Source organism: Aureimonas altamirensis (assembly GCF_001463885.1).
Lineage (GTDB): Bacteria > Pseudomonadota > Alphaproteobacteria > Rhizobiales > Rhizobiaceae > Aureimonas > Aureimonas altamirensis.
Genome location: NZ_BBWQ01000001.1, coordinates 229283 through 247458 on the forward strand (window position 1 = coordinate 229283; position 18176 = coordinate 247458).

22 protein-coding genes and 1 tRNA gene are annotated in these 18176 nt (G+C 65.0%); 9 read left to right on the forward strand and 14 right to left on the reverse strand.

Annotation, left to right across the window (positions count from 1 at the left end; genetic code table 11):
• Nucleotides 1-384: 384 nt before the first annotated feature.
• Nucleotides 385-460 (reverse strand) — tRNA-Lys (locus tag AUL31_RS01045).
• Nucleotides 461-685: 225 nt separating this feature from the next.
• Here AUL31_RS01045 and AUL31_RS01050 point away from each other — a divergent pair.
• The gene (locus AUL31_RS01050; RefSeq protein WP_060600121.1) at nucleotides 686-2122 is read left to right on the forward strand and encodes an NAD-dependent succinate-semialdehyde dehydrogenase; all 1437 of its coding nucleotides are present in this window, start codon (nucleotides 686-688) and stop codon (nucleotides 2120-2122) included.
• A 62-nt stretch (nucleotides 2123-2184) separates the two neighbouring features.
• The gene (locus AUL31_RS01055; protein WP_060600123.1) at nucleotides 2185-3027 is read left to right on the forward strand and encodes a DUF1194 domain-containing protein; all 843 of its coding nucleotides are present in this window, start codon (nucleotides 2185-2187) and stop codon (nucleotides 3025-3027) included.
• Here AUL31_RS01055 and AUL31_RS01060 read toward each other — a convergent pair whose 3' ends face one another.
• Entirely contained in the window at nucleotides 3028-3975 is a 948-nt protein-coding gene (locus AUL31_RS01060; RefSeq protein ID WP_060600126.1) for a putative bifunctional lysylphosphatidylglycerol flippase/synthetase, read from the reverse strand.
• Nucleotides 3976-4211: 236 nt separating this feature from the next.
• On the opposite strand from AUL31_RS01060, the gene AUL31_RS20450 reads away from it, so the two are divergent.
• Complete coding sequence (locus AUL31_RS20450; RefSeq protein WP_192387621.1) at nucleotides 4212-4361, forward strand: entericidin domain-containing protein; 150 nt, start codon at nucleotides 4212-4214, stop codon at nucleotides 4359-4361.
• Between the two features lie 130 nt (nucleotides 4362-4491).
• On the opposite strand, the gene AUL31_RS01065 is transcribed toward AUL31_RS20450, so the two are convergent.
• From AUL31_RS01065 to AUL31_RS01100, 8 genes are all read right to left on the reverse strand, one after another.
• Complete coding sequence (locus AUL31_RS01065) at nucleotides 4492-4905, reverse strand: response regulator (protein WP_060600128.1); 414 nt, start codon at nucleotides 4903-4905, stop codon at nucleotides 4492-4494.
• Between the two features lie 132 nt (nucleotides 4906-5037).
• Nucleotides 5038-5970 carry a lipid A biosynthesis lauroyl acyltransferase gene (locus tag AUL31_RS01070; RefSeq protein ID WP_060600130.1) on the reverse strand — a complete coding sequence of 311 codons (933 nt, stop codon included), beginning with the start codon at nucleotides 5968-5970 and terminating at the stop codon, nucleotides 5038-5040.
• Nucleotides 5967-7010 (reverse strand): zinc-binding dehydrogenase, encoded by a 1044-nt coding sequence (locus AUL31_RS01075; RefSeq protein ID WP_060600133.1) that lies wholly within the window; start codon nucleotides 7008-7010, stop codon nucleotides 5967-5969. The genes AUL31_RS01070 and AUL31_RS01075 overlap by 4 nt, the downstream gene beginning before the upstream one ends.
• Nucleotides 7011-7045: 35 nt before the next feature.
• Nucleotides 7046-8332, reverse strand: coding sequence for a beta-ketoacyl-ACP synthase (locus AUL31_RS01080; RefSeq protein ID WP_060600135.1), 1287 nt, complete (start codon nucleotides 8330-8332; stop codon nucleotides 7046-7048).
• Nucleotides 8333-8335: 3 nt separating this feature from the next.
• Nucleotides 8336-9526 (reverse strand): beta-ketoacyl-ACP synthase, encoded by a 1191-nt coding sequence (locus AUL31_RS01085; RefSeq protein ID WP_060600137.1) that lies wholly within the window; start codon nucleotides 9524-9526, stop codon nucleotides 8336-8338.
• Between the two features lie 14 nt (nucleotides 9527-9540).
• A complete protein-coding gene (locus AUL31_RS01090) occupies nucleotides 9541-9822 on the reverse strand; it encodes an acyl carrier protein (RefSeq protein WP_039191744.1) in 282 nt (93 codons plus the stop codon).
• 166 nt (nucleotides 9823-9988) lie between these two features.
• Nucleotides 9989-10459, reverse strand: a complete 471-nt coding sequence (locus tag AUL31_RS01095; protein ID WP_060600140.1) for a YbaK/EbsC family protein — start codon at nucleotides 10457-10459, stop codon at nucleotides 9989-9991.
• Nucleotides 10460-10472: 13 nt separating this feature from the next.
• Nucleotides 10473-11276 (reverse strand): DUF72 domain-containing protein, encoded by an 804-nt coding sequence (locus tag AUL31_RS01100; protein WP_060600491.1) that lies wholly within the window; start codon nucleotides 11274-11276, stop codon nucleotides 10473-10475.
• A 46-nt stretch (nucleotides 11277-11322) separates the two neighbouring features.
• Here AUL31_RS01100 and AUL31_RS01105 point away from each other — a divergent pair, with 46 nt between their 5' ends.
• Nucleotides 11323-11670 (forward strand): ArsC family reductase, encoded by a 348-nt coding sequence (locus tag AUL31_RS01105; RefSeq protein ID WP_060600493.1) that lies wholly within the window; start codon nucleotides 11323-11325, stop codon nucleotides 11668-11670.
• A gap of 39 nt (nucleotides 11671-11709) precedes the next feature.
• Here the strand turns inward: AUL31_RS01105 and AUL31_RS01110 are convergent, their stop codons facing one another.
• From AUL31_RS01110 to AUL31_RS01115, 3 genes are all read right to left on the reverse strand, one after another.
• The gene (locus AUL31_RS01110; protein ID WP_143190093.1) at nucleotides 11710-12006 is read right to left on the reverse strand and encodes a hypothetical protein; all 297 of its coding nucleotides are present in this window, start codon (nucleotides 12004-12006) and stop codon (nucleotides 11710-11712) included.
• 153 nt (nucleotides 12007-12159) lie between these two features.
• Entirely contained in the window at nucleotides 12160-12315 is a 156-nt protein-coding gene (locus AUL31_RS20150; RefSeq protein ID WP_156417275.1) for a hypothetical protein, read from the reverse strand.
• A gap of 199 nt (nucleotides 12316-12514) precedes the next feature.
• Nucleotides 12515-13459 (reverse strand): DMT family transporter, encoded by a 945-nt coding sequence (locus AUL31_RS01115; protein ID WP_060600144.1) that lies wholly within the window; start codon nucleotides 13457-13459, stop codon nucleotides 12515-12517.
• A 102-nt stretch (nucleotides 13460-13561) separates the two neighbouring features.
• On the opposite strand from AUL31_RS01115, the gene AUL31_RS20155 reads away from it, so the two are divergent.
• The 5 genes from AUL31_RS20155 to AUL31_RS01135 all read left to right on the forward strand — a co-directional run bounded on the left by AUL31_RS20155 (nucleotide 13562) and on the right by AUL31_RS01135 (nucleotide 17501).
• The gene (locus AUL31_RS20155; RefSeq protein ID WP_156417276.1) at nucleotides 13562-13702 is read left to right on the forward strand and encodes a hypothetical protein; all 141 of its coding nucleotides are present in this window, start codon (nucleotides 13562-13564) and stop codon (nucleotides 13700-13702) included.
• Nucleotides 13703-13941: 239 nt separating this feature from the next.
• The gene (locus tag AUL31_RS01120; protein ID WP_060600146.1) at nucleotides 13942-14649 is read left to right on the forward strand and encodes a L,D-transpeptidase; all 708 of its coding nucleotides are present in this window, start codon (nucleotides 13942-13944) and stop codon (nucleotides 14647-14649) included.
• A gap of 24 nt (nucleotides 14650-14673) precedes the next feature.
• A complete protein-coding gene (locus AUL31_RS01125; protein WP_060600148.1) occupies nucleotides 14674-14940 on the forward strand; it encodes a DUF2188 domain-containing protein in 267 nt (88 codons plus the stop codon).
• Nucleotides 14941-14954: 14 nt separating this feature from the next.
• Complete coding sequence (locus tag AUL31_RS01130) at nucleotides 14955-15797, forward strand: transporter substrate-binding domain-containing protein (protein ID WP_060600150.1); 843 nt, start codon at nucleotides 14955-14957, stop codon at nucleotides 15795-15797.
• Nucleotides 15798-15872: 75 nt separating this feature from the next.
• Complete coding sequence (locus AUL31_RS01135) at nucleotides 15873-17501, forward strand: lysine--tRNA ligase (protein ID WP_244489288.1); 1629 nt, start codon at nucleotides 15873-15875, stop codon at nucleotides 17499-17501.
• Here AUL31_RS01135 and AUL31_RS01140 read toward each other — a convergent pair.
• Nucleotides 17498-18169: a thermonuclease family protein gene (locus tag AUL31_RS01140; protein WP_060600154.1), complete on the reverse strand. Its 672-nt coding sequence runs from the start codon at nucleotides 18167-18169 to the stop codon at nucleotides 17498-17500. The two genes, AUL31_RS01135 and AUL31_RS01140, sit on opposite strands and share 4 nt — an antisense overlap.
• Nucleotides 18170-18176 lie beyond the last annotated feature (7 nt).

The window sequence follows — 18176 nt, forward strand, 5'->3', positions numbered from 1 at the left end:
ATCGAAAACGATGAGCCGGTGGGGAAACCGTACCGAGGTTTTCGTGGAAACAGAAAACCCTTAGGGTGTCGTCTGGAGGGCGTGTGAGTGACGCGCCCAATCACTCCATATGCGGGCCTGGATAACGGCCTATGCCCTACAGGGCCAATGCGACGGCATTCCATCCGCAACAGCGGTCGAGAGCCATCGGCCCGCGAATGCCCCTGCGGGCTGCAATCTGTCTGAAACGTCCAAGGCAGGCGCTGGTGCGCAGGTCGTGCCGGGCCTGCTGGAGCCGTTCGCAATCACAGCCGTCGCCGCCTTGGCTGGCCGGCCGCAAAACGGCGTCGTCCGGCTAATCGCCGGCCCGCCGCAGTTTGCGCAACATTGTCTAAACTTGGTAAATGGTGGGTGATGTAGGGATCGAACCTACGACCCGCTGATTAAGAGTCAGCTGCTCTACCAACTGAGCTAATCACCCGAGCGCCTTCGCGCTGTGAACCGGTTGGCCCGTGCTCACGAGCGGGTTTCTAGTGGGTGAGGGCGGCGGTGTCCAGAGCTTTGCTGCACTTTTTTCGCAATGCAGCCAGACCTTCCCGGAAACGGTGCCTTTCAGGCCGAAAAGGGTGGGAAGCGGTGGCGCGCATGCTTATATTGGAGCTGCCAGACACGGCCTGAAGACAGGCCAGATTGATGGGGTTTCCAGATGTATCCGCATACGCAGCTTCTGATCGCCGGCGAATGGGTCAACGGCGAGGGGGGCGACTCGATCGAGGTCGTCAATCCGGCAACCGGCGAAGTCATCGGTACGGTCGCCAAGGCCGCAACGTCCGATCTGGACAGGGCCCTTGCCGCATCCGATTCGGCGTTCAGGGTTTGGCGCAAGGTACCTGCCGTCGAACGATCGCGGCTATTGCGGCGTGCGGCGGAAATCGTCCGCGAGCGCGCCGACGACATCGCCCGCACCGTCACGACCGAACAGGGCAAGCCGCTCGCCGAGGCGAAGGGCGAGGTTCTGTCCTGCGCCGACGTGCTGGACTGGTCGGCCGAGGAAGCCCGCCGCATCTATGGGCGGCTCATCCCGCCGCGCGCGGACGGCGTAAACCAGCGTGTGCTGCGCGAGCCGGTGGGCCCCGTGGCCGCTTTCACGCCGTGGAACTTTCCCGTCAGCCAGGTGGTGAAGAAGGTGGCTCCGGCTCTCGCGGCCGGTTGCAGCATCATCGTCAAGGCGGCGGAAGAGACGCCGGCCTCTCCGGCGCTCCTGATCCGCGCGATCGTCGATGCGGGGATTCCCGCCGGCGTCGTGCAACTCGTCTATGGGTCGCCAGCCGAGATTTCCGGACATCTGGTGCCGCACCCGGTTATCCGGAAAGTGTCCTTTACCGGATCGGTGCCCGTCGGCAAGCATCTTGCCGCCCTGGCCGGACAGCACATGAAGCGCGCCACGATGGAACTCGGCGGTCATGCGCCGGTGATGGTGTTCGACGACGTCGACGTGGAGAGTGCCGCAGCGACGCTGGTTGGCTCCAAGTATCGCAATGCCGGGCAGGTCTGCGTATCGCCGACCCGTTTCCTGATCCAGGAATCGATCTACGACGATTTCGTCGATCGCTTCGTGGAGAAGGCATCGGCGCTGAAAGTGGCCAACGGCCTCGATGACGGTACCCAGATGGGCCCTCTCGTCAACGAGAAGCGCGTCCAGGCCGTGGACGAGCTGATCGCCGATGCAGTGCGCGACGGGGCCGAGCTTTCGCTTGGCGGCGAGCGGATCGGCAACAAAGGCTCTTTCTACAAGCCCTCCGTTTTGCGCAATGTCGACAGGACCATGCGCATCATGAACGAAGAGCCCTTTGGGCCGGTGGCGTTGATGACGCCCTTTGCCAAGGTGGACGAGGTGATCGAGGAAGCCAATCGCCTGCCGTTCGGCCTGGCGAGCTACGCCTTCACGCGGTCGGCACGGACGGTGGAGACGCTGGCCGACTCCGTCGAAGCCGGCATGATGACGATCAATCATCTGGGCCTTGCGCTTCCCGAGACGCCGTTCGGCGGCATGAAGGACTCCGGCTACGGCTCGGAAGGCGGGGCAGAATCGATGGACGCCTACCTGACCACCAAGTTCGTGACGCATAACGCCCTGTACTAGCATACAGGCAGTCACGCATTCGTGAATTGCCCCCCGCCTCCGGCGGGGGGACGCTTTCCCGCATGCGCTGCCGACTTTTCCACCCCGCTGCTGTTGCAGTGTACGTCGCCGCCGCCTCCTTCGCCGCGTCATCCGCGGCGCAGGATGTCGATGTGGACGTCGAGCTGGTGCTTGCGGTGGATGTCTCCTGGTCGATGGATATGTCGGAACAGGCGATCCAGCGGGATGGGTACATTGCCGCCTTTCGCAGCCCCGAGGTTCAGAAAGCCATTCTGGACGGCGGCTGGGGCCGGGTCGCGGTCACCTATGTCGAATGGGCCGGCAGCTTTACCCAGTCCGTCGTGGTGCCGTGGACCCTGATCGACTCTCGCGAGGCAGCGGACGGCTTCGCCTACCGGCTGTCGCAGGAGGAACCGAACCGCGAAAGACGGACATCCATTTCGGCCGCCCTGGATTTTTCCGTGACGCTGTTCGAGGACAATGGCTTTGCCGGCCTGCGCCGGGTGATCGACCTTTCCGGCGATGGCCCCAACAATCAGGGCCGGCCGGTGGACGAGGCGCGGGATGCGGCGGTGGCGCGCGGGGTGACGATCAACGGCCTGCCGCTGATGACGTCCGGAGAAGAAGCCGGCGACTTCTCGTGGGGCGGTATCGCCGATCTCGATGCCTATTACACCGCCTGCGTGACGGGCGGCGCCGGAGCCTTCGTCATTCCGGTCAACGACTGGTCGCAGTTTCCGGAGGCCATACGCCGCAAACTGATCCTCGAGCTTGCGGGCACATGGCCAAAGCCCGGCGGCACTGACGTGGTCGTGCCGGTTCAGGCCAGCGAGGCGGCGGTCGATTGCCGCATCGGCGAACGCATGTGGCAGCAACGCCTGGAGCGTTGGAACCCGCCAAACTGATCAGCGTCGAGGCGTATCGTGCTTGTGGCGGCGCCAGATGGAACTCTGCTCGAAGCCCAGCACGATGATGATCGCCAGTGCGAATGGGATGAGCAGGTACAGGATGCGGAAGACCAGCAGTGCCGCAAGGACATCCGTTTCGGGCAGGAAGGGGAAACCGGCCAGGAAGGCCACTTCCAGGACGCCGAGACCGCCGGGTGCATGGGATATGAGCGCCAGCGAGAAGGAAATGACGAAGACGGCGACGACCATCATATAGCCGGGATGGTTTTCCGGCGGCAGCGCGAAATAGATGATGGCGGCCGCCGCGAAGATCTCGGCCGGCGCGATGACGAGCTGGCGCAACACGACGTCACGTGAAGGGTAATGCAGCTGGAACTTGCCGATGCGCAGGGGGCGTAGCCCTGAGAAGCTGCCGAAAAGGTAGAGCGCGACCAGCAGCAGGATGGCCGTTGCGATGCTCCGTGGAACGATGGGCGATACATCGAAATAGCCGTTGATCGCTTCCGGATAGACGAGCAGCGAGATCGCCGACACGATCAGGACACCGAGAGCGAAGGTGAACGAGCAGAAGGCGATCAGCAGGGCGACGTCGGAAACGGTGAGGCCCTTGGATGTGTAAGCCCTGTAGCGCACCACGGCACCGGAAAAGACCGATGCGCCGATATTGTGTGACAAGGCGTAGGTGGTGAACGAGGTAGCCAGCACGAAGCGGAACGGGATCCATCGCTTCAGGTGGCGCAAGGCCAACTGATCGTAAAGCGCCAGCATCGTGTATGCCACGATGGCGGCGATGGCGCTGAGCGTCCATTGCCGGGCCGAGATGGCCTGGAAGCTGGTGAGGATGGCGTCTAGGGAAAGCTCCCGCACTTCGTGAAAGAGGATCCAGCCGGAAAAGATCACTGCGGCAAGACCGATGATCGGCCAGATGTAGTCCTTAAGCTTCATCGGGCTTCTCGCTACCTCCAGTTTTCGGATTGGTCACATCCCGCGGCGCGGCAAGGCGCGCCCTGTCTTAACCTCTGCCCTGATACGAAGAAAGTGCGGCAGGCGATTAATCGACCCCGACCGGACCGGCCTTCCGCTACGCCTCAACAGCTTGTCATCGAATTTTGAAGACGGGTGGAACGAATTGCCACATGCGGCGTTTGTCCCGCATAGTCAGTTTAACCTGGAGTTTCACGATGCCCCGTCGTACCGCAACTATCGCTCTTGGCCTCGTCGCTGTCATGGCGCTTTCGGCATGTGCCAACACCGTACGCGGCGTCGGACGCGATGTCGGCAACACCGTCTCCGCAACCGAGGGCGCCGTGAACGACGTGGCGAGCCGCTAAGTCGGCGAGGCGCCTGGCGCCTCGATACGTGTGACGTGCCAAAACCCGCGAGCGGCTTGCCGCTTGCGGGTAATTTTGTGTCCGCATGGTGAATTTGCAGATGCGTTAGGCGAACTTTAGTGAATCTGCCTTAAGCCTGATGACGCGGCGACGTCGCCCATGCCCCGGCTTCAGGTTTTGCGTACCGGGGCAAGCCGCCATTACCGCCCGATGTTCGGGGCAGGGCTTTTTCGATCTCGCTATGATGGAACGGCTTCTGGACATGCGGCACCGACCGCATGTTGGCCGGTATCTGATCGGGATTGGCCGTTACGAAGGCAAACCGCACCCCTATCGCCTGCAGGCGCTCGGCAATCGGTTGCGAAGTCGCGCCGGCCGGCCGGAGGTTGACATCCAGCAGCGCGAAATCGACGCCCTGGGACACATGCGCAAGCGCCTGGTCGACGGTCGCGGCCAACAGGCATTCGGCGCCCGTGCGTGCCTGGACGATGTCTTCCAGGTCCATGGCGATAAGCGCGTCGTCTTCGACGATCAGGATACGCATGGTACAGCCTCCTGCCTTCTGGCGACCCGGCGCCTGTGTGCCGGAAATCGCGGCGGGGATGAGCCCGCCAGACAGGGAAACGCCGTTTGTCGACAACGGTTGCCCGGCATGACGACAGAGTTTCGGCATGCTCTATGAACGGTTAACGATCTGCCAGCGCCGGTGAAACCACATCCACTGTTCCGGCGTCTCGCGGACCCACCGCTCGACGACGTCATTGAGCACCTGCGCGCTTGCGGTGACGTCGATATCGCCGTCGCCGGTGCGCGGCAGATCCAGCTTCGGCTCAAGCTGCAGCCGGTATCGACCATTCGGCAGACGCACGCAGCGGGCCGGATAGATTTCGGCGTCGAACTGGCGCGCCAGCTTGGGCAACAACGGGTTGGTCAGGCATGGCCTGCCGAAGAAGAGCGAGGGTGTACCCTTCTGGAACTTCTGGTCCACCAGCATGCCGACGGCCCGGCCTTCATCCAGCCTGGCCGCAAGGTTGCGGGCGGCCCCTGCCTTGGACGGCACGAGATGCCCGCCATCGGTACGCCGCGCATTCAGGACGCGGGCCGCAATGAAGGGGTTGTTGGGCTGGCGGAAAAGGGCCGTCACCTCCAGCCCGAAGGTTGCCGCGCAGACCGGCAGCAGCTCGAAGCAGCCGATATGCGCCGTAAAGAAGATGAATGGGCCTTTGCGATCCCGCAGCTCCTCGAACAGCGCAACCCCTTCCACGTCGATCAGGCCCTCGCCATCGGGCCGGCCGGGCACGTAGTCGAAGAGGCGGTCCAGAAAGACGTATTCGGCGGCGATGCGCCCCATCTGCCCCCAGTTCGCCCTGGCGGTTCGCTCTGCCCAGGCGGCGTCCTTTTCAGGATAGGCCTGCCGCAGATTGTCGAGCGCCAGCTTGTGGCGGGGCGTCAGGGGGCCAACCGTCCGCGCCAGCCAGTCGGCGAAATTCAACGCCTTGTGCGGGGGCAGCCGCTTCAGCACCGCCAAAAGCGAAAAGGCGATCTGCGCAACCACCCAGTCGACCATCAGGCCGAGGCGATCGCGCAGGCGGCGCAACCCCCTCTTCATCCGTCCTGCTCGTCCGACATGCGCAGGATGATCTTGCCGAATACCTGCCGCCCTTCCATCCGCTTCAGGGCGGGGGCGATATCGTCGAGGCCGACTTCCATGTCGATTACGGGCTGGACGCGGCCTTCGGCCATCTTCTGCATGGCATCGGCCATGTTTTCCATTCGGCAGCCGAAGGAGCCCAGCAGCTTCAGCTGCTGCTGGAAGAGCTGCATCAGGTTCATCTGGGTCGAGACGCCCGAGGTGGAGCCGCAGGTGACCAGCCGGCCGCCGCGCTTCATGCACAGCATGGAGCCGGCCCATGTGTCGGCGCCGACATGCTCGAACACGACGTCGACGCCGCGCTTGCGCGTGAGCTTGCGCACGACGCCTTCGAACCGGTCGGTCCGATAGTTGATGACGTGATCGGCCCCGAGAGCCCGCGCCTTCTCGATCTTGTCGTCCGAGCCGACGGTGGTGATGACCGTGGCGCCATGCCGCTTGGCAAGCTGGATGGCAGCGGTGCCGATGCCGGAGCCGCCGGCATGAACGAGGATGGTCTCACCGGGTTGCAGCCGGGCATTGTCGAAGAGCATGTGCTCCACGGTGCCGAACGTAACGGGGGCGAGCGCCGCCCCGACAGCGTCGCAACGCGGCGGCGCAGGCACCAGAAGCCGGGCCGGCAGGTTGATGCGCTCCTGCGCGAACCCATCGAGATGAAAGCCGTGCACGCCGGAGACATGCTCGCAGAGATTATCGCGCCCTTCCCGGCAGGGGCGGCACAGGCCGCAGGTGCGCGCACCATAGATCGATACGAGCTGGCCCGGAACGAGGCCGGACGTGCCCTCGCCAAGTCGCTCCACGACGCCCGAGGCTTCCGCCCCGATCGTCAGCGGCAGCTTGCGCTTGGCAAAGGCCATGCCGCGCCAGCCCCAGACATCGATGTGATTGAGCGCGACGACGCGGATGGCCACGGTGACCTCGCCTGGGCCGGGCGGGGGCGGCGACGGCAGGTCGACCACTTGGAGGTCGCGGTCCGCGACGAGTTGCAAGGCGCGCATCTTGGTCTCTTCGTCCTTGGGTTCTGTCGGGCGGGTCAGTCGCGCGGCGCGCGGCCGACGACCAGGCTGACGTTCTGGCCGCCGAACCCGAACGAATTGGAAAGGGCGGTCGTCGGCTCTGCCTTGCGCGCGGTGTTCGGCACCGTATCGAGCGGAATGGCCGGGTCCGGCGTGTCGTAGTTGATCGTGGGCGGCAGGACGCCACGGGCGAGCGTCAGCGTGGAGAACACCGCTTCGATGGCGCCGGCCGCCGTCAGCGTGTGGCCGATCATCGACTTGTTGGAGGAGATGGGCGTCTGAATGACGGCGTCCCCGAATACCTTGGACAGGCCGGTATATTCCATGCGGTCGTTTTCCGGCGTGGAGGTGCCGTGCGCGTTGATGTAGCCGATATCCTCGGGCTGCAGGCCCGCATCGGCCAGCGCGCGCTGGATCGAGGCGACGATGGGCGTGGCGTCGGGCTTGGAGCGCGTACGATGGAAATCGTCGGCAGATTCTCCGTGGCCCAGCATGATACCGAGTATGTCCGCGCCCCGCGCCCTGGCCGCTTCCAGAGATTCCAGCACCACGGCACCGGCGCCTTCGGCCATGACGAAGCCGTTCCTGTCCTTCGAGAAGGGGCGGGATGCCTTTTCCGGCGCGTCGTTCGCCGTGCTCAAGGCGGACAGCAGCGAAAAGCGGACCAGGGCCTCCGCGCCGACGGAGCCGTCGGTGCCGATGGCGATTGCGCGCGATGTCTCTCCGCGCCGGATCGCCTCTATGCCGAGCTGGATGGCCGTTGCGCCGGAAGCGCAGGCGGTGGACAGGGTGACAGGCAGTCCGCGCGTGCCGAAACTGTCGGCCAAACGCTCGGAGATCCCGCCGAACAGCGTCAGCCGGTAGATGTCGGGCGCATGGCGCCGGGCAGCCAGCAGCATCAGCCGGTCGTAGCCGGCCTCCTCAAGGACGGCGTCGGGCAGGCTGTCGAGATACAGTCGCTGCGACCATTCCAGCTCGATGGGCGGCGCCGCAAGAAACAGGGGCGCATCGAAGCGGCGCGCGTCGAGGCCGGCGCTTTCGATGGCTTCCGTTCCGGCCGCTTCGGCCAGGGCGAAGGACAGGTCGATGCCGCTCCACGGCTCCACGTCCATGAAGTCGACGGTGCCTGCGATGGTGGTGCGCAGATTATCGATGGGGAAGCGGGTGATCCGGTGGATGCCCGAGCGTCCCTGCGTCAGAGCGGTCCAGTTTTCTTCGACGCCGCGACCGAGCGAGGTGACGACACCGACCCCGGTGATGGCGACGACCGGCCGCCCGAATGTGTCCAGAAGATCTGCGCTCATGGCTTAACCTATCGCCTCGAGAAGGCCGACACCTTCGCCACGGACATGCCCTATCGTGGTGACAAGGGCCTGTCGCGGCGTGAAGCCTGCCGGCCGCTCTTCACCGCCATCGGCAGGAGCGGGCATCGCCCCGCGCGACAAGGCCGCCGCGGCCAGCGCCAGCCCCATGCCGAATTGCGCTTCCATGCCGTGGCCGATGGCATTGCCATAGGCACGCAGGGCCGCGTCGGGATAGCGGGCGGCGACCGTGCGGCGCTCGACATCCGTGATGGGCTGTAGCCCCGTTGCGCCGGACAGGACCATCAGATCGCGTGCGTCGGCACCGCTGTCGGCGAACATGCGGGACAGACGCGCGGCAAGTGCCTCGTCGTCACGCGGGCCGCGATCGCCCGCCACGAAGCCGAGCCTGGCATAGGCCGGCACGTTGCGCTCTGCTGCCGACTCGGCCGATTCCAGAACCAGGAAGGCACCCATGGCGCCGGGCGTGAAGCCGCCCTTGCCGCTGCGCGAAAACACCGGCTGCCAGGGCGCATGCAGCAGATAGTCGCCCAATTCGTAGTTGACGAGAATATCCTTGCGCTGCGCCGAAAACGCCCCGCCGACGAGGCAGATGCGGCTCTGGCCCGCTGCGATGCGGGACGCCGCCACATGGAAGGCCGAGATGCCGGCGCTTTCCTCGCCCATGAAGGTGCGCGACGAGCCCGTCACCTTGTGGACGATGGAGATGTTGCCCGCCATCAGGTTGGACAATTGCGCCAGAAACAGCGTCGGCCGAAGCTCGGTCATCAGAAGTTCGTTGATATCGGCACGCGGATCTTCCGCCCCGCGTGCGCGCGCCATCACCAGCGCGTCGACGGTCTCGTCCCGCTCGCCGCCGCCGGCCGCGACGATCATGTCCATCGTGGCGCGGAAGGCTTCGTCCTTCGGGATGGCGGCGTCGTCCAGCGCCAACCCGGCGGTATAGGTGCCGAGCTTCTGCCAGGTCTCCATCTGGCGCAGGTCGCCCTTGCGCTCGATCTGCGTCGACCAGTCTATCGCAGGAAGCGGATGGACGAGCGCCGGCGCATAGGCGCCGGCCTCGATGATGGGCTGGGGCGCGCTGGCGCCGGCAAGGTGACGCAGATGGGATTCCACGCCCTCGCCCAGCGAGGATACCAGCCCGATGCCGGTGACGACGACGGATTGCTTGGCCATGGCGGGCTTGCGCCTCAGGCTGCTTTGGCGGCGCGCAATTCGTCGATCTTGGCGCAGAGGTTCTTCATCACGAAATACTCTTCCGTGTCGACCTGGCCGTCATTGACCTCCTGCGTCCACTTTTCCAGTGGGATCTTGATGCCGAATTCCTTGTCGATCGCGAAGACGACGTCGAGGAAATCGAGCGAGTCGATGCCCAGATCGTCGATCGTGTGGCTTTCGGGCGTGATCTTGGAACGGTCGATCTCGCTGGTTTCGGCGATGATGTCGGCGACCCGGTCGAAGGTGTTGGACAAGGTTCCATCTCCTGATGCTGGCTGCCCGATCGATGCGCAAGGACGGCAGCGATTTTATGACGGTTCGGGCCACGAATGATGTCGTGCAGCACCTAATGCCGCGCGGCTTTGCGCGCAAGCTATAAGGTCTTGCCTGTCATTTTGCAAAGAATGAAACCGCCGGTAATCAGGGGGTGGCGGACTGGCAGATATCCACCCACAGGCCGCCGGTGATCTCGGCAAGGCGTTCGGGCGCAATCCGCACCGCGCTGTTGCGCGAGCCGGCCGCCGGCACCACCATGTCCCACGCGCGCAACGACTCGTCGCAATAGACCGGCAAAGGAGCGGGCAGGCCGAAGGGGCAGACCCCGCCGACGGGATGGCCCGTCACGGCCTCGACCTCTTGCGCGTTCAGCATGCGCGGCTTGCCGCCAAGAAGCGTCTTGACCTTGCGATTGTCGAGCCTGGCATCGCCCGCCGCGACGACGAGCACGACCGTATCGCCGACGCGCAGCGACAGCGTCTTGGCGATCTGCCTTGGCTCGACGCCGTGGCCGGCAGCCGCCTCGGCCACCGTGGCGGTGCTGACATCGAGTTCCACAATGTCGATCTCGGGAGCGCGCTCCCTCAAGAAGGCGCGTACGGATTGGAGGCTCATCGGGATGGCTCTTTCAGTGCCGGCCCAGCCGGTCGATCAGGGCCATGGCGGCCTGCGGGTTCTTTTCCTTGGCGCCGCTGATGACGTAAAGGAAAACGTCGCGGGCGGCCGCCTTGCCTGCCGGGCGAACGGGCGTCAGATCCGCCGGTACCTTGCCCTCGGACAAGGCGCGCGCCGTATCCGCCCAATAGGCAATACGTTCGTCCGGATAGCCCAGGGGCTCGTCTGCCGCCGTACCCATGATGCGCAGGTAGGAGAAGTCGGCCGTCTGGTCGCCGATGAGCGGATATTCGCTATCGGCCGCGGTGACGATCGCAACGCCGCGCCCCGCGCACAGATCGACGAAGCGCTCGTCGCGGAAGCTTTCATGACGCACTTCCACAGCGTGGCGCAGCGGATGGCTGCCGGCAGCCTCGGGAAGGAGGCGAAGGAAGGCCTCGAACTCCTCGGGGTCGAAGCGCTTGGTGCCGGCGAACTGCCAGTTGATCGGGCCGAGCCTGTCGCCCAGCTCCGCCAGGCCGCCCTCGGTAAAGCGGCTTATCGATTCTCCCGCTTCCGCCAGGTTGCGCCGGTTGGTGGCATAGCGCGGCGCCTTCAGCGCAAAGACGAATCCGTCCGGCGTTTCGTCTCGCCATTTGCGGAATGTGTCCGGGCTCTGGGATCGGTAGAATGTCCCGTTGACCTCGATCGTCGTCAGCCTGCGGCTTGCGAAAGCCAGCTCGCGGGAATGGGCAAGGCCCTTGTCGTAGAAGCTGCCGCGCCAGGGCTCGAAGGTCCAGCCGCCGACACCGACCCGGATCGAGGGGTTGACTGACATGAACTTTGCCTCTTCACCGGACACGGGTTTTCGGTTGGAGCGCACAGTGACTGTATCCATCTACGGAATCAAGAATTGCGACACCATGAAGAAGGCGCGTGCCTGGCTTGATGCGCAGGGCGTCTCCTATGCCTTTCACGACTATCGGTCCGAGGGCTTGGAGCCTTCCCGCCTGCAGGGCTGGATAGACGCGCTCGGCTGGGAAACGGTGTTGAACCGCGCCGGCACGACGTTCCGCAAATTGCCGGATGAGGAAAAGTCCGGGCTGGACGCGGAAAAGGCGAAGGCCCTGATGCTGAAGCAGCCTTCGATGATCAAGCGCCCGATACTGGAGGCCGACGGCGCTCTTCTGGCCGGCTTCAAGCCGGCCGAATACGAGCGGCTGTTTGCGTAAGGCTCCGGGCGCCCGGAAGGGGCGCCCGAAGGATGGCCATCAGGATGGCGGTTGTTGATCGCGGACCTGATCCAGAATGGTGTTCTGCGCCAGCACCAGGGCCTGGATGCAGCCATTCTCGTCGGAGCGGGCCTGGGCGGCCTCCGCCTCGCCGACATGGGTCTTGGCTTGTGCCGTCTCGAGTCCACTCGATTCGGCCTGGCCGACGAGCTGGTTGATCTGCGGGAGAGCTTCCGCACATGTCGGGGGTGACGCCTGCGGCGCCGTGGCGTCCTGGGCGAGTGCGGGTGCTGCTGCCAGGGCGGCAAGGGCGCCCACCAGTATCCAAGGCTTCACTGGCTTACTCCGTGTTCGGTTCCTGTTTGCCGGCACCGTACGATGCGGCGAGCGGAACCTCGTCACCGGGTGTGGCGACAACGGGCAGCCGAGATGGTCATTGCTTGACGATTTTGTGAAGGGGAGGGCCGACCGCGCCCGATTTCGCCGCCCTCAAAGGTGCGGCTGCTGTTCCATTGCGCGGCGGGGCGGCTCGGCCTGTACGGCGCGGATCAGATCTTCGATTGCCTGCATCTTCGAGCGCTTGAGCGCTTCGCGCGCCGAGATGACGCCCGATAGATAATCGGCAAGGATGACGGTGAGCGGCATGTGGAAATCCCCCGATTCGCATGTTGATAACCAGGGTAGAGTCTGTGGATAATTTTGCCATAGGCTCGCCACAAATGGTTAACGCGCGTTGCAATTCCGACTCACGTGAACGAACGCGGAACGCTTGCCTATCAGGGGTTTTATGCAGGCGCCGAGCCGGAAACGGCCGATTGCAGATTGTGCCGTTTTCGCGGCCCAATCATGGCCGTGGCGGCTGGTCCTCTTCGATGACGGTCGCGACGTCGGGTACGATGGTGGCGGTGGGCGCGCGCCCTTTCTTCTGCTCCCGCAGGAAGATGAACATGCCGGACCCGATGATGAGGACCGCACCCGCCAGAAGGGCAGGCTTCGGCTCGTCGCCGAAGAAGAGCGTGCCGTAGACGATGGCCCACACGATCAACGTATACTGATAGGGCACCACCACCGATGCCTCGGCCAGCCGCAGCGATTGGTTGACGCAGACATGCGCCAGCATCGCGATCAGGCCCAGCAGGACTAGAAGCGCAAAGCCCGTCAGGTCGATCGGCGCCCAGTCGAAGGGGGCAACCACCAACCCGAACAGGAGCGCGCCGGCGGTCTGCCAGGTGATCAGCGTCGTGCCGCTGGCGCCGGACAGGGAGCGGGTGGAGATGATCAGCAATGCGTAGGCGAGGCTGCCGGCGATGGCCAGCAGTGCCCCGGTGGATGCTTCCTGAAAGCTGGGACCGAGGGCTATGACGACACCGACGAAGCCGACGAGAACGGCGGACCAGCGCCGCCACCCCACCGGCTCTCGCAGGATAAGCGCCGACAGCGCCGTCACGTAGATCGGTCCGGCCAGGTAGAATGTCATGACGTCGGCAAGCGGCAGATAGAAGAGAGCGGCATAGAACAGGGCCACTTCGGCGGTCGAGCAGACCATGCGCAGCACATGGATGCCGCGGCGCTCGGGTTTCAGGATGGTCGCGCGCTCGCGCCAGATGAAGGGCGTCAGCATGAAGAGTGCCGCCGCGCTGCGAATCAGCAGGATCTGCCCGATGGAGAAAGTGGCGATCAGGAATTTTCCGAGCGCGTCGTTCGATGCGAACATGAAGACGCCGAACAGCATCAGCCCGATGCCCGCCAGGGAATTGGTGGCTGGTGCCAAAGAAGACTTGCTAGACATGACGATTCCGAAACGGCCCTCCCGACCCGATGCGTCTGGCGTAGCACCTTCCGCATCGGCATGCAGGCCCTATTTCCCTGCCGACCCGAGGAAAGGAACACGATGGAGAACGCACCGGTATCGCGGCGTGAACGCCAGGCCAAACGCGCAGCCTATGCCGGCATTTCGCTCTTCTGCGCCGCCTGCGTGTTCATGATTTCGGCGCTCGGCTACTATCTCTGGCGGTTTCTGACGCAGGTGTGATCGCCTGTCCGGTTGACGCCGACACCGCGCCTCAGGCGGCCCGTGTGCGGTGGCAGGCCCTGTGGGACCGGATGTTGGGGCGGTTGCAGCGGCTCCCCTCGAAGCAGGGCTGCGTGCAACGGCCAGTTGCATTGCCGCAACAGGGTGTTGCGAACCTGCATTGCGCCCTGAAAGCGGCGCGTTGTCCTGCAACCCGGAACACTCCAGATTGCAGTTAGTCAGCTATATCAAGGTTCAGCATGTCACATCACCTCAGCCGTCGCGGCTTCATGGTTGCCGCGCCGCTTTTTCTTGCCGGATGCGCGACCGCCCAGACCGGTAGCCCGGTCCAGCCGGCGCGTCCCGCAATTCCGCAGCAATATCTGGCGATGTACGCCGCGATGCAGGACGGCGAATTTGCGCTGCCGGCCATCGACCTGACCGGTGTCGACCCGCAGTACTGGCGCCGCGTGGTGCGGTACTACGGGCCGGAAACGCCCGGTACCGTGGTGGTGGATCCGGAGCGGCGCTTTGTCTACCTGGTGCTCGAAGGCGGCGAGAGCATGCGCTACGGCTGCGGCGTCGGACGTGCCGGCTTCGGGTTCAAGGGCGATGCGGTCATCCAGCGCAAGGCGCAATGGCCCCGCTGGACGCCGACGCCGAACATGATCCGCCTCGACCCGGAGCGCAACGGCCCCTTTGCGGGCGGCGTGCCGGGCGGTCCGGCCAACCCGCTGGGAGCCCGGGCGCTGTACCTGTACCGGGGCGGCGTCGATACGCTGTATCGCATCCACGGAACCAACGAGGCCTGGAGCATCGGGCGCTCGGTATCCAGCGGCTGTATCCGCCTGTTCAATCAGGATATCATAGACCTTTACGGACGCGTTCCGACCGGGGCAAAGGTCGTCGTGCTTCAGCCGGGTTCGGCGGACCGGTCGGGGAACCCGTCGGCGCCGGCCGCGGTTTAGCCACGGTTCATCAAGGAGGGTACGGTGGCTCAGATACATTACAAGATCGTCGAGCATGACGGCGGTTGGGCCTATAAGGTCAACGACGTGTTCTCGGAAACATTCCCGACGCATGACGACGCGCTGGCTGCCGCAAAGGACGCGGCCGCACGGCAGGCGCTGAGCGGCGAGACCGAGGGCATCGTCTTCCAGACGGCCGACGGCAAGTGGCACAGCGAGGTTTCGCGCGGGGACGATCGTCCGCAGACCGATGTCGAAGACGAGGACGTGCCCGAAGGCACCGGGCGCTGACCGGGAGAGGTTCGATGCGCCGCGTTCCGGCATTCCTGCTCAGTATCGCGGTTCTTCTGACCCTGTCGGGCGTTTCGGGCGCGCAGGTTGCGACGCCCAATTTCATCGACCAGGCACAACGCGGCGCGGCGGCGCAGACGGTTGCTCCGCCCGCCCGCATCCGATTTCTGACGAGCGTCGATTTCCCGCCGTTCAGCTTTCTGGACTCGCGCGGGCTGCTTACCGGCTTCAATGTCGATCTGGCGCGCGCCGTCTGCGAGGACATGGCCGTTACGGATGTCTGCCAGATCGAGGCGCGGCCTTTCGCCGAACTCGAGCCGGCCTTGCTGGCCGGGGAGGGAGAGGCGATCATCGCCGGCGTCGCAATAGACGTGGCATCGCGGACGCGGCTGGCCTTCACCCGCACCTATCTGCACTTTCCGGCACGATTTGCAGCGCCTGCCGGATCGGCGCTGGGGGACGATCTCCCCGCTTCGCTGGACGGACAGCGGGTGGCCGTCGTTTCCGGCACGGCACATGCGGCGATGCTGGCGGCGTTTTTTCCGGCTGCCGTCGCCGTGCCCGTGCAGAACGCCTCCCAGGGTCTGTCTGCCATGCGGCGGGGCGATGCGGCCGCCTATTTCGGCGATGGCATCGGCCTGTCCTTCTGGCTGGCCAGCGAGGCCGCGTCCGATTGCTGCCGGTTTGTCGGCGGCCCCTATCTGTCGGACCGGTATCTCGGCGAGGGGCTCGCTTTCGCGCTTGCACCGGATGATCAGGAGCTTGCGGCGCGCTTCGACGAGGCGTTGCGGCGGGTGGTGGCCAGCGGGCGGTTCTCGGAACTGATGCTCCGCTATTTCCCGGTCAGCGCCTTCTGATCGTTGGATTTGCCTTGCGCTCGAAATGCTTTAGACGATGCGTCGAACGCAACGGCAAGCATGGCGAGTGAAGGCATGGATACGGAACTTCTGAACGAGGCCCTGAAGTCGAACGCCTGGCCTTTCGAAGAAGCCCGCAAGCTGCTGCCCAAGATCGAAGGTTCGGACGCAAAGTCCGAAATCCTGTTCGAAACCGGCTACGGACCGTCGGGCCTGCCGCATATCGGCACCTTCGGCGAAGTCGCCCGAACCACGATGGTACGGCATGCGTTTCGTGTGCTGACGCAGGACAGGGTCAAGACGCGCCTGATCTGCTTCTCGGACGACCTCGACGGCCTACGCAAGGTTCCGGACAACGTTCCGAACCGCGAGCGGATGGCGGAGTTCATCGGCAAGCCGCTCAGCCGCGTGCCCGACCCGTTTTCGGATGCCTACCCTTCGTTCGGTGCGGCAAACAATGCGCGCCTGCGGCAGTTTCTGGACCGGTTCGGCTTCGATTACGAGTTCGCTTCCGCAACGGATTACTACACGTCCGGGCGGTTCGACGCGATGCTGCTTAAAATGCTGGCCGTCTATGACGAGGTCATGGATATCATCCTGCCGACGCTTGGGCCCGACCGGCGTGCCACCTATTCGCCGTTCCTGCCCATCAGCCCGCGCAGCGGCAACGTCCTGCAGGTGCCGATGGTGGATCGCGACGTCGCACGCGGCATGATCGCCTATATCGACCCGGAGACCGGCGAACGCGTCGAGACCACCGTTACCGGCGGCGCCGTGAAGTGCCAGTGGAAGGCCGATTGGGCCCTGCGCTGGGCGGCGCTGAAGGTGGATTACGAAATGGCCGGCAAGGACCTGATCGACAGCGTTACCCTGTCGTCGCGGATCTGCCGCGCGCTGGGGCAAACCCCGCCGGAAGGGTTCAACTACGAGCTCTTCCTGGACGACAAGGGCGGCAAGATCTCCAAGTCCAAGGGCAACGGGCTGACCATCGACGAATGGCTCACCTATGCCTCGCCGAAGAGCCTGTCCTTCTACATGTTCAACAAGCCGAAGGCGGCCAAGAAGCTGTATTTCGACGTCATTCCCAGGGCCGTCGACGAGTACTATGCCTTTGTGGATGCCTATTGGCGGCAGGATGCACGCCAGAAGCTGCAGAACCCCGTCTGGCATGTCCACTCCGGTTCGGTACCCGACAAGGGCGTGGCCGTTCCCTTCGCCATGCTGCTGAACCTCGTTTCGGCTTCCAATGCCGGCGACAAGCAGACCTTGTGGGGCTTCATCTCGCGCTATGCGCCGGGCGTGACGCCGCAGAGCGCGCCCGAGTTGGACGAACTCGTCGGCTATGCGCTCGCCTATTTCGAGGATTTCGTCCGGCCGGCCAAGGTGTTCCGCGCGCCCGACGACCTTGAGCGGCAGGCGCTGGAAACGCTGGACGCAAAGCTGGCCGCGCTGCCGGCCGATGCCGATGCCGCGGCCATACAGGATGCCGTCCTGGACGTCGCCCGGCCCATCCAGCGGTATCAGGACGCGTCGAAGAAGGGGCCGGATGGCGGCCCCGGCGTTTCGGTGGAGTGGTTCCAGGCGCTGTACCAGATCCTGCTGGGCCAGGAACGCGGACCACGGTTCGGGTCTTTTGCGGCCCTGTACGGCATCGGCGAGACACGCGCGCTCATTCGTGCGGCGCTGGACGGCACCCTGCGCTAGCGGCTTTCGCCGTAGCGCCAGAGGCCGCGCTCATCGCGGCGGGCGGCCTGTGCCGCGCTTTCATAAGCGCCCCCGGGTACGGGGCGCGCCCAACCCTGCACCACCAGCCAGCGGGCCACATCCTCGCTGCCGACGCGGCACGTGGCTTCGACGCTGCCTTCCCGCGTATCCGCCGGTACATCGCAGGACAGGCTGCGGCCGCGCAGCCAGCCGCGCAACGCCGTGCGCGCCTGTGCGCCGCATGGCGCGGACAGCGTGCCGAAGCTGCATGTCTCTTCGAAGGGCAGGCTTTCGACCCCGGCAAGCGAGATCCGCAGGCCATCGGCCTCGAAGTCGGTTGCCGTCACCGCCACCGCACGATGAAAGATGCGCTCCGGATCGTCGCTCGTCGGGGACGGGGCAGGCTGCGGCTCGGGCGTGGCCTGCGGCTCCGGCGCCGGTTCGGGCTCTGCGGGCACTTCGGCGGGTTGCGGCAGCCGCTCATCCCGGCTTTCGGCCGCCGGCGGGGGCGGCGTGGCCTGTCGTTGCCGCTCGGCAAGGCGCTCTGCGCGGCCTGGGCGATCCGGCCATTTCGGAAAGCCGGACACATCGGGCAGGATCAACAGCAAAATCAAGCACATCAGCAGAAGCGACGCGGCGATCTTGATGGCCTGACTTATCGAACGCATACGCGGT

Excerpts from the sequence above, each read along its gene's own strand:
- AUL31_RS01050 (WP_060600121.1), top strand. The coding sequence starts at position 686 with ATGTATCCGCATACGCAGCTTCTGATCGCCGGCGAATGGGTCAACGGC.
- AUL31_RS01055 (WP_060600123.1), top strand. The coding sequence starts at position 2,185 with ATGCGCTGCCGACTTTTCCACCCCGCTGCTGTTGCAGTGTACGTCGCC.
- AUL31_RS01060 (WP_060600126.1), bottom strand. The coding sequence starts at position 3,975 with ATGAAGCTTAAGGACTACATCTGGCCGATCATCGGTCTTGCCGCAGTG.
- AUL31_RS20450 (WP_192387621.1), top strand. The coding sequence starts at position 4,212 with ATGCCCCGTCGTACCGCAACTATCGCTCTTGGCCTCGTCGCTGTCATG.
- AUL31_RS01065 (WP_060600128.1), bottom strand. The coding sequence starts at position 4,905 with ATGCGTATCCTGATCGTCGAAGACGACGCGCTTATCGCCATGGACCTG.
- AUL31_RS01070 (WP_060600130.1), bottom strand. The coding sequence starts at position 5,970 with ATGAAGAGGGGGTTGCGCCGCCTGCGCGATCGCCTCGGCCTGATGGTC.
- AUL31_RS01075 (WP_060600133.1), bottom strand. The coding sequence starts at position 7,010 with ATGCGCGCCTTGCAACTCGTCGCGGACCGCGACCTCCAAGTGGTCGAC.
- AUL31_RS01080 (WP_060600135.1), bottom strand. The coding sequence starts at position 8,332 with ATGAGCGCAGATCTTCTGGACACATTCGGGCGGCCGGTCGTCGCCATC.
- AUL31_RS01085 (WP_060600137.1), bottom strand. The coding sequence starts at position 9,526 with ATGGCCAAGCAATCCGTCGTCGTCACCGGCATCGGGCTGGTATCCTCG.
- AUL31_RS01095 (WP_060600140.1), bottom strand. The coding sequence starts at position 10,459 with ATGAGCCTCCAATCCGTACGCGCCTTCTTGAGGGAGCGCGCTCCCGAG.
- AUL31_RS01100 (WP_060600491.1), bottom strand. The coding sequence starts at position 11,276 with ATGTCAGTCAACCCCTCGATCCGGGTCGGTGTCGGCGGCTGGACCTTC.
- AUL31_RS20150 (WP_156417275.1), bottom strand. The coding sequence starts at position 12,315 with ATGCCGCTCACCGTCATCCTTGCCGATTATCTATCGGGCGTCATCTCG.
- AUL31_RS01115 (WP_060600144.1), bottom strand. The coding sequence starts at position 13,459 with ATGTCTAGCAAGTCTTCTTTGGCACCAGCCACCAATTCCCTGGCGGGC.
- AUL31_RS20155 (WP_156417276.1), top strand. The coding sequence starts at position 13,562 with ATGGAGAACGCACCGGTATCGCGGCGTGAACGCCAGGCCAAACGCGCA.
- AUL31_RS01120 (WP_060600146.1), top strand. The coding sequence starts at position 13,942 with ATGTCACATCACCTCAGCCGTCGCGGCTTCATGGTTGCCGCGCCGCTT.
- AUL31_RS01130 (WP_060600150.1), top strand. The coding sequence starts at position 14,955 with ATGCGCCGCGTTCCGGCATTCCTGCTCAGTATCGCGGTTCTTCTGACC.
- AUL31_RS01135 (WP_244489288.1), top strand. The coding sequence starts at position 15,873 with ATGGATACGGAACTTCTGAACGAGGCCCTGAAGTCGAACGCCTGGCCT.
- AUL31_RS01140 (WP_060600154.1), bottom strand. The coding sequence starts at position 18,169 with ATGCGTTCGATAAGTCAGGCCATCAAGATCGCCGCGTCGCTTCTGCTG.